8 protein-coding genes are annotated in these 9,523 nt (G+C 63.9%); all 8 read left to right on the forward strand.

The window, feature by feature from the left end; translation table 11 throughout:
- Positions 1-74: 74 nt before the first annotated feature.
- Complete coding sequence (locus AC3AYF_RS01320) at positions 75-1,367, forward strand: NAD(P)/FAD-dependent oxidoreductase (protein WP_295035789.1); 1,293 nt, start codon at positions 75-77, stop codon at positions 1,365-1,367.
- Positions 1,368-1,396: 29 nt separating this feature from the next.
- On the forward strand, positions 1,397-2,527 hold the full coding sequence (locus AC3AYF_RS01325; protein ID WP_487779313.1) for an ABC transporter ATP-binding protein: 1,131 nt from the start codon (positions 1,397-1,399) through the stop codon (positions 2,525-2,527).
- An 11-nt stretch (positions 2,528-2,538) separates the two neighbouring features.
- Positions 2,539-3,459, forward strand: coding sequence for an ABC transporter permease (locus AC3AYF_RS01330; protein WP_295035794.1), 921 nt, complete (start codon positions 2,539-2,541; stop codon positions 3,457-3,459).
- On the forward strand, positions 3,456-4,253 hold the full coding sequence (locus AC3AYF_RS01335) for an ABC transporter permease (RefSeq protein WP_295035796.1): 798 nt from the start codon (positions 3,456-3,458) through the stop codon (positions 4,251-4,253). The genes AC3AYF_RS01330 and AC3AYF_RS01335 overlap by 4 nt, the downstream gene beginning before the upstream one ends.
- Before the next feature lie 233 nt (positions 4,254-4,486).
- Complete coding sequence (locus AC3AYF_RS01340) at positions 4,487-5,554, forward strand: ABC transporter substrate-binding protein (protein WP_487779314.1); 1,068 nt, start codon at positions 4,487-4,489, stop codon at positions 5,552-5,554.
- Between the two features lie 79 nt (positions 5,555-5,633).
- Positions 5,634-6,998, forward strand: coding sequence for a glutamine synthetase family protein (locus AC3AYF_RS01345; protein WP_295035800.1), 1,365 nt, complete (start codon positions 5,634-5,636; stop codon positions 6,996-6,998).
- Positions 6,999-7,059: 61 nt separating this feature from the next.
- Positions 7,060-8,148 (forward strand): polyamine ABC transporter substrate-binding protein, encoded by a 1,089-nt coding sequence (locus AC3AYF_RS01350; RefSeq protein WP_295035802.1) that lies wholly within the window; start codon positions 7,060-7,062, stop codon positions 8,146-8,148.
- 172 nt (positions 8,149-8,320) lie between these two features.
- On the forward strand, positions 8,321-9,523 hold a 1,203-nt coding region (locus tag AC3AYF_RS01355; protein ID WP_487779315.1), incomplete at its 3' end, for an NAD(P)/FAD-dependent oxidoreductase.

Genomic DNA, 9,523 nt, shown 5'->3' on the forward strand with positions numbered 1-9,523 from the left:
GCGGGTCGCGTCACTCTTCGACATGACAGAATCAACAACTACAAGCGCAGCGCGCAACCCAAGACGGACACCCTATGACAGTTTATTCGTCGTCGGCGACAACCTCCTCCTGGTATCGGGACTCCATCGCCGTCGAGCTGGAGCCAGCGCTCCCGCTGGAGGGCGATCATCGCGCCGACGTCTGCGTGATCGGCGCAGGCGTCACCGGCTGTTCCACCGCGCTGCACCTGGCCCAGCGGGGATATCGGGTCATCCTGCTCGAAGCACTGGACGTGGGCCATGGGGCCTCCGGACGTAGCGGTGGGCAGATACTGCCAGGCCTGGGCACCGATATAGGCACCGTCGAGAAGGCCCTGGGTCTGTCGGCCGCCCGCGATATCTGGGAAATGAGCCGTGAAGCCGTAAGACTGACTGCCCACCTCGTCGAGCATCACCAGATCCCCTGCGACCTGTCCTGGGGCTACCTTCACGCGGCGGTCAAACCTCGCCATGTCGTCGAGCTCAGGGAGTCGCAGGAGCGAATGGCCCGCGACTTCGACTATCACGGGCTCGAGTGGCGGGAAGGCGACGCACTGCGCGAACACGTCGTCACCGATGCCTACCCGGCGGCGCTCTGGGAGCGCGAAGCGGGCCACCTGCATCCGCTCAACTACACGCTCGGTCTGGCCCGGGCCGCTCAACGGGCCGGAGCGACCCTTCATCAGTTCAGCCCCGCGGTCGATATCCAGCACGGCCAGCAGGCCAACGTCGTCACCGAACGCGGCCGCGTCACTGCCGATCACGTCGTGATCGCCACCAACGCCTACGGGGACAGGCTGGTGCCCGAAATGAGCGGGCGCATCATGAAAGCGGCCAACTACATGATCGCCACCGCGCCCATGACCGAGCAGCAGGCCGCTCAGGTGCTCCCGAGAAACGACGCCTTGTCGGATGCCAACTTCGTACTCGACTACTATCGCCTGTCGAGAGACCGGCGCCTGATCTACGGCGGGGAGGTGAGTTACGACGGCCGCCCGCCGCAAGGTCTGGAGGCGCGCACCGACGCCAAGATACGGCGCCTGTTCCCGGTGTTGAAGGAGATCGATATCGAATATCGCTGGGGGGGAGACGTGGCCATCACGATGAATCGCGCGCCGGACTTCGGCCGGCTGGCGCCCAATGTCTTTTATGCCCAGGGCTACTCCGGCCACGGGATGGCGTTGGCGGGGCTGGCCGGCAAGCTGCTGGCCGAGACCATTGCCGGGCAAAGCGAGCGCTTCGACCTCTTTTCCGCCATGCCCCACCGGACATTTCCCGGGGGGCGGTGGCTACGGACTCCCCTGCTGGTACTGGCGACCCATTTCTACAAGCTTCGCGACCGGCTGTGACGAGCGTCGAGAATGACGAGGACTGCCCAATGACCGATTTGACGAACACCGTGAACACCGCCGATCGAGCGGAAGTGGCAGATACGGCGTCGAGAGACAGGCGCGGCGCGTCCTCGATCAGGATGCAGGGGTTACGCAAGCAATTCGGACGCGACGCCATCGCGCTGGCGGGCGTCGACCTGGACATCAAGGCCGGCGAATTCTTCACCCTGCTGGGGCCGTCCGGGTGTGGCAAGACGACGCTGCTGCGCATCCTTGCCGGACTGGAAGAGGCCGACGACGGCCAGCTGACGATCGGCGGCAAGGACGTCATCGACATGCCGCCCCATCGGCGCAGCGTCAACACGGTATTCCAGTCCTACGCGCTATTCCCGCACCTCTCCGTGCGCGACAACCTGGCGTTCGGCCTGCGCATGCGTGGCGAACCGGCCGCCGAGCGCAACCGCAAGGTGGCGGAGGTGGCCGAATTCATCAAGCTCGGCCCGCTGGTCGAGCGCCGCGTCGACCAGCTATCGGGAGGCCAGAAGCAGCGCATCGCCCTGGCCCGGGCGCTGGTCTGCGAGCCCGACGTGCTGCTGCTGGACGAACCGCTGTCGGCCCTGGATGCCGGCCTGCGCGGCCAGCTGCAGGTCGAGCTGCAACGCCTGCAGAAGCGCCTGGGCATGACCTTCGTGTTCGTCACCCACGACCAGGACGAGGCCATGGTGATGTCGGATCGCATCGCGGTGCTCGACAGCGGCATCATCCAGCAGGTGGGCACCCCCCGCGAGGTCTACGAGCATCCGGCCAACGCCTTCGTCGCCCGCTTCATGGGGCACGACAACCTGTTCGCCATCACCGCCAGCGAGGACGACTGGGTGGATACCGGGCTGGGACGCCTGCAGTTGGACCCCGCCGAGCAGCGCAACGCCCCCGACGGCTGGCTGCTGATCCGCCCCGAGACGCTGGAGCTGGGCGGCGACATTCCCGCGGACTACAACCGGCTCGAGGGCACGGTCGAAGAGCGACTCTATCGCGGCAGCCGCATCGAATACCGCCTGACCGTCAATGACCATCCCCTGACGGCAGTGGCCGGCAACCTGGGCCAGCGCATACACGACGTCGGCGACCGGGTGACGATCGGTCTCTGCCCGGAAGACCTGGTCCGCGTCGCGGCCTGAGGAGAAGCGACATGCTGCAGACATCCCAGACGGCCTCGCGACGCCATGCGGTGGTCAGCGAAACCCGCCACCTGCTGTTTACGGTGACCCCGGGCGCAGCCTGGATCATCGTGTTCCTGGTACTGCCGAGCATCTATCTGATGGCCGTGGCGTTCATGACCAACGGCCCCTACGGACTGCCGCAGTTGCCGCTGTCGCTGAATTCGTTCGAGCAGCTGGCGGGCGTCGGCTTTCTGGGCTGGAGCCCGGGCAATCTCTACACCCTGCTGCGCTCGCTGTGGCAGACCGTCGTCGCCACCGGACTGGTGGTGCTGGTCGCCTACCCCATCGCCTATTACATCACCACCTGCCGGGCGCGGTGGCGACCGATCATGTTGCTGCTGGTGGTAGTGCCGTCCTGGACCAATCAGGTGATTCGCACCTTCGGCTGGATGAATCTGCTGGCGCCGGGTACGCCGCTCTCCAACCTCGCCGAGATGATGGGCCTGATCTCGCCCAACATGGGGCTCTATCCCTCCAACTTCGCGGTGACACTGGGTCTCGTCTACAACTTCCTGCCGTTCATGGTGCTGCCGCTCTACGCTGCCTTCGAGAAGCTCGACACTGCCCAGGTCGAAGCGGCGCAGGATCTCTACGCCAAGCCGGTCCGGGCGTTCTGGCACGCCGTCTTCCCGCAGACACTGCCGGGCCTGCTCGCGGGCGTGGTGCTGGTGGCGATCCCCGCGTTCGGCATGTACGTGATTCCGGAGCTTCTCGGAGGCGGCAAGGCGATGATGCTCGGCAACCTGGTGGCGACCCAGTTCTCCGGCGGTTCGAACTGGCCGCTGGGCGCCGCCGGCGCGATCCTGATGCTGATCGCGACCTTCATCGGCCTGTTCGCGATGCGCCGCATCGGCAAGCGTCTCGGCGGCGGCGAGGAGGTGGTGATATGAGAAAGCGCACGCTCAAGCGCGGTCTGACGGCGTTCTGGTGGCTGACACTGATCTTCCTCTACCTGCCGCTGGCGGTGGTGGTACTGTTTTCGTTCAATGCCGCCAACAGCGCCGCCCGGCTGACCGGGTTCTCGCTGCGCTGGTATCACCAGTTGCTGGGCAACGAGCAGATCATCACGGCGTTTGGCAACACGCTGATCCTGGCAGTCTGCTCTTCCGTCATCGCACTCGCCGTCGGCTGCCTGATCGGCTATGGCATGTACCGGCATCGCCATCGCAAGCTCGGTTGGCTGATCGTGCTGATCTACCTGCCCATCGTGCTGCCGGACATCGTCTTCGGCATCTCCGAGATGGCGTTCTTCGTCCAGTTCCACCGCCTGACCGGACTGCTGCAGCCGGGGCTCGGGACCATGGTCATCGCCCACGTGACCTTCCAGATCCCGTTCGTCGCGCTGATCGTCTACTCGCGCTTCGTCGGGCTCGACCCAAGCCTGTTCGAAGCGGCCAAGGATCTCTATGCCACGCCGTTGAAGCGGGTCATTCACTTCATGCTGCCGACCATCAAGCCGGCGCTGATCTCGGCGTTCTTCCTGTCGTTCACGCTGTCGGTGGACGATTTCGTGATCAGCTTCTTCACCGCCGGGCCGGAGAGCGCCACGCTGCCGATCTACATCTGGAGCGCGATCAAGAAAGGCGTCACGCCGGAGATCAATGCCATTGCCACATTGATGATCGGCGCGGTGGCCCTGGCCGCCATGATCAGTCTCGTATTCAATCGCCAACGCAAGGTCTGAGCGCCAGCCCCGCGTCGGGGGAGCGCTCGAAAAGCTGTCAAAAAAGCGAGGAAACGCTGGATAAATCGCCGAACGAGATGAAGGGCAAGGCGCACGGCACGCAGAGACCGAGACATAACATGGGGTTAGGCGAGTTTCGATCGGACTGGCGCCCCAGTACCGCGCAACGCAGCCATTCGCTCGTGTAGGCAGTTATGCAGTGGCTCCCTAACGAACAACAAGGAGAAGAACCAATGTCAAAGCCCGTCACCAGTGCCATCACCGCCGCCTTCTGCAGCCTGCTGCTGGCCAGCCAGGCCCAGGCCGCGGACGACAAGCTCTACCTGTTCAACTGGACCGAGTACATGGACCCGGAGATCATCACGGCGTTCGAGCAGAAGTACGACGTCGAGGTGGTGCAGAACTACTACAACTCGCTGCCGGAGATGTTCGCCAAGCTCAATGCCGGCGGGGCCTCCCAGTACGACATCATCGTGCCCTCGAACTACTACGTCCCGCGCCTGATCCAGACTGGCCTGGTACAGAAGCTCGATCGCTCGAAGCTGCCCAATTTCGCCAACGTGAAGGCGCAGTTCCAGGACCCGAGTTTCGATCCGGGCTCCGCCTATTCGGCGCCGTATCAGTGGGGTACGACCGGGATCGTCTACAACACCGATACCTTCCCGGACGCGCCCCGCAGCTGGTCGCTGATGTTCGATCCCGAGATCAACGCCGACTACCCCTTCGCGATCATGGGCGACGGCCAGGTCGCCATGGGGGCTGCCTGCGCGTCGCTGGGCAAAGCCTACGACTGCGACGACCTCGACAGCTGGCGCGACGCCGCCAAGCTGATGATCGAGACCAAGCATCGCGACAACTTTTCCGGCTTCTCCGACGGCACCCCGGCGCTGCAGCAGCTCGCGCGCGGCGTGACCCATGTCGGCATGTCCTATAACGGCGACTACCTGCTGTACAAGAGCGAGGATCCGGAGACCTTCGCGCACCTCGACTTCATGATCCCCAAGGAAGGCGCCGAGATGTGGGTCGACTCGATGATGATTCCGTCCCAGGCACCCCATCCGGATCTGGCCCACAAGTTCATCGACTTCATTCTCGACGCCAAGATCGGCGCCCAGCTCTCCAACTACAACTACTACGCCAGCCCCAACGCCGCCGCCGAACCCTATCTGGAAGAGGCTCTGAGGCAACCGCCGGCCCAGCCCACCGACGAGGAGATGAAAGTGCTGCGTTTCACCCCGAGCCTCGAGGGCGAGAAGCTGCAGCCCTTTCAGCAACTGTGGTCGGAAGTGCAGGCCCGGTAGAGGCGCCGCTTCCCAATCTCACTGCCCGGCACGGCCGCTGGCCACGTCCGGGCAACCCATCACCACACGGAACGCTCACATGGGTCACCGTCAGGAAACACCAGCGCTCAAAGACTGGTTCCATCAGCACGGCATCACCGAGGTCGAATGCCTGGTTACCGATCTCACCGGCATCCTCAAGGGCAAGATCATGCCCGCCAGCAAGTACCTCGATGGCGGGCTGCCACGATTGCCGGACTCGATCTTCATCCAGACCGTCACCGGCGGTTATCCCGACGACGAGGACATCCGCTTCTGGAACCCCGCCGAGCGGGACATGGAGCTGGTGCCCGACCCCAACGCCGCCTTCCTGGTGCCCTGGGCCGAAGACCCCACCGCGCAGATCATTCACGACTGCTACTACCTCACCGGCGAGCCGGTCGATCTTTCGCCCCGCCACGTACTCAAGCGCGTTCTGGAACTCTACGAACAGCGCGGCTGGCGCCCGGTGGTCGCCCCCGAGGTCGAGTTCTACCTGGTCAAGACCAATACCGACTCCGACTACCCGCTGGAGCCGCCGATCGGTCGTACCGGACGCCAGGAGAGCAGCCGTCAGTCGTTCTCCATCGATGCGGTCAACGAGTTCGATCCGCTGTTCGAAGAGATGTACGACTACTGCGAGGCGATGCATCTCGACCTGGACACGCTGATCCATGAAGAGGGCGCCGGCCAGATGGAGGTCAACTTCCAGCACGGCAATCCGCTGGCGCTGGCCGATCAGGTGGTCATGTTCAAGCGTGTGCTGCGGGAAACCGCGCTGCGCCACGGCATGTACGCCACGTTCATGGCCAAGCCGATGGCCAACGAGCCGGGCAGCTCGATGCACATTCACCAGAGCCTGGTCGACGCCCAGGGCAACAACCTGTTCGCCGGTGAAGAGGGCCACACCAGCACCCTGTTCCACCATTTCATCGGTGGTCTTCAACGGTACCTGCCCGCAGCGATGCCGCTGCTGGCCCCCAACGTCAACTCCTACCGCCGGCTGATGCGCCACGAGGCAAGCGGTTCCGCGCCGGTCAACGTCGACTGGGGAATGGACAACCGCACCGTGGGTCTGCGCGTGCCGGTCTCCTCGCCCGCCGCCACCCGGGTCGAGAACCGCCTCGGCGGCGCCGACGCCAACCCCTACCTGGTACTGGCGGCCTCGCTGGCCTGCGGCTATCTCGGCATGGTCGGCCAGTTGGAACCGCGCCCGCCGATGGTCGGCTCGGCCTGGTCCAGTGGCAGCAAGCTGCCGGACGACATCAGCCCGGCCCTGGACCGGCTGCGGGAATGTCCCGAACTGGCCGACATCCTCGGGGAACGTTTCACCAACAGCTATCTCGCGGTCAAACGCGCCGAACACCGCGCCTACTTCCGCGTGATCAGTTCGTGGGAGCGCGAGCACCTGCTGCTGCGCGTATGAACACTGCCAAGCGAGAAGTGCGGTGGGAGAACCTAAGTCTCCAGGACACCAGGGGAATATCATGAAATACGCGAACTGGGTGATCGCGATCGCAGCCGGCATGATAGGCAGCGGCGCCATGGCCGACGATCAGGAAAAACAGTTGAACCTGTTCAACTGGACCGACTACATGGATCCCGGGATCATCGCCGCCTTCGAGGCCGAAACCGGCATCGACGTGGTTCAGAACTACTACAACTCCAACGCCGAGATGCTGGCCAAGCTGAACGCCGGCGGCGACGCCCAGTACGATATCATCATCCCCTCGGACTACTTCGTGCCGCGTCTCATCGGGGCGAAGCTGATCCAGCCACTCGTCCCGGAAGGTCAATCGCAGCAAGGCCAAGCGCTGCAGGGCATCGACAATATCATGTCGGATTTCCGCCACCCGGCCTACGACCCGGAGGACATCTACACCGTGCCGTATCAGTGGGGTGTGACCGGCATCGTCTACAACACCGACACCTTCCCCGACCCGGACCCTAGCTGGGGACTGCTGTACGATCCCGCCGTCAACGCCGACTACCCCTTTGCGCTGCTCAAGGGCGATGCCCAGTTCACCTTCTCGACCATCTGTGCCTATCTCGGCGAAGGGTTCGATTGCGTCGGCCAGGCCCCTTGGGTCGAGGCCGCCAAGCTGGTGGTCGCCACCCGCGAGCGAGACAATTTCGTCGGCTTCGTCGACGCCACCGCGACCATCGAACAGATCGCCAGCGGCGTGATCCACGCCGGCATTGCCTACAACGGCGACCTGGCCGGCAAGCAGAGCGAAGACCCGGAGCTCTACGGCAATATCGGCTTTTTCGTGCCCAGGGAAGGCTCGCAGCGCTGGGTGGACGTGATGGCCATCCCGGCCCGGGCACCGCATCCGGACAACGCACGCCGCTTCATCGAATATCTGCTGCGCCCCGACGTCGCGGCCCAGCTTTCCAATTACAACCTGTACACCTCGCCCAACGCTGCGGCACAACCGATGCTGTCCGCCGAACTTCGCGAGCCACCGGTGATGCCCGATGCCGACACCCGCTCCCGGCTGTCGCTGACGCCCTCCGTCGACGGCGAGCAGTTGCAACTGCTGCAGCAGTTGTGGTCGGAAGCCCGATCTCGCTAGCGGCGCGAGTACCGGAACGGGTCACCGAACGGCGGTTGGCGGCGGAAGCCGTCAACCGCCGTTTTTCTCGATAGGTGGCAAATATACCACGCCGTCTGCATTGGATTTAGGCCCTTTGGCTCCGTAGAATAGGCATCAAGTGTTGAATAAAATAACCACTACGGAGTCTGTCATGCCCACGCACCAAGGGGTCAAGCACACCGGAGCCACCCTGTCTCATGCTGCGTCCTGGTATGCCGCATCGGCCAATTCCAGCCCCGCACGCCAGCCATTGCGCGGCGAGATCCATTGTGACGTATGCGTCGTCGGCGCCGGCTTCACCGGTATCTCCGCCGCACTGCATCTGGCCGAAAAAGGGCTCGACGTCGTCGTACTGGAAGCGGCTCGCGTCGGTTATGGCGCCTCCGGACGCAATGGCGGACAGATCGTCAACAGCTACAGCCGCGACATGGACGTGATCGAGGACAAGTACGGCGCCGAGACGGCTCGCGCACTGGGCGACATGGCGTTCGAAGGCAACCGCATCATTCGTGAACGCATCGCGAGCTACGACATCGAGTGCGATCTCCGCGAGCGCAACCTCTTCGCCGCCTGCAACGCCCGACAGCTCCAGGGCCTCAAGGCACACCAGGCGCTATGGCGGCGTTACGGCCACGACCAGCTCGAGCTGCTGGAAGGTAAAGCCTACCGGCGTGAAATCGGCAGCGACCGCTACACCGGCGCACTGGTCGACCACTCGGGCGGCCACCTCCATCCGCTCAATCTGGTGCTGGGGGAAGCTGCGGCCTTCGAATCGCTCGGTGGCAAGATTTTCGAACACAGCCCCGTGATCAGTCTCGTTCATGGCCAGACGGTAACCGTGAAAACGGCGGATGGCCGGGTTCATGCCGATCGCGTCGTCATGGCCGGCAATGCCTACATGAGCGGCGTCATGCCGGCACTCGAAGGCAAGTCCATGCCCTGTGGTACCCAGATCATCGCTACCGAACCCCTCGGGGAAGATCTCGCTCGCACATTGCTGCCCAATGACATCGCCGTCGAGGACTGCAACTATCTGCTCGACTACTATCGCCTGACGCGCGACAACCGGCTGATCTACGGCGGCGGAGTCAACTACGGCAACGCAGGCCCAGCCAATATCGAAGCGGTCATTCGTCCCAAGATGCTCAAGACATTCCCGCAGCTCAAGGACGTCAGGGTCGACTATGCCTGGAGCGGCAACTTCCTAATGACACTGAATCGGCTGCCGCAGTTCGGCGTCATCAACGACAACGTCTATTACGCCCAGGGCTATTCCGGGCACGGTGTCACCTGCACGCATCTCGCTGGCCGTCTGATCAGCGAGGTGATGACCGGGCGCGCCGAGCGGTTCGAT

This window comes from Salinicola sp., assembly GCF_982684285.1.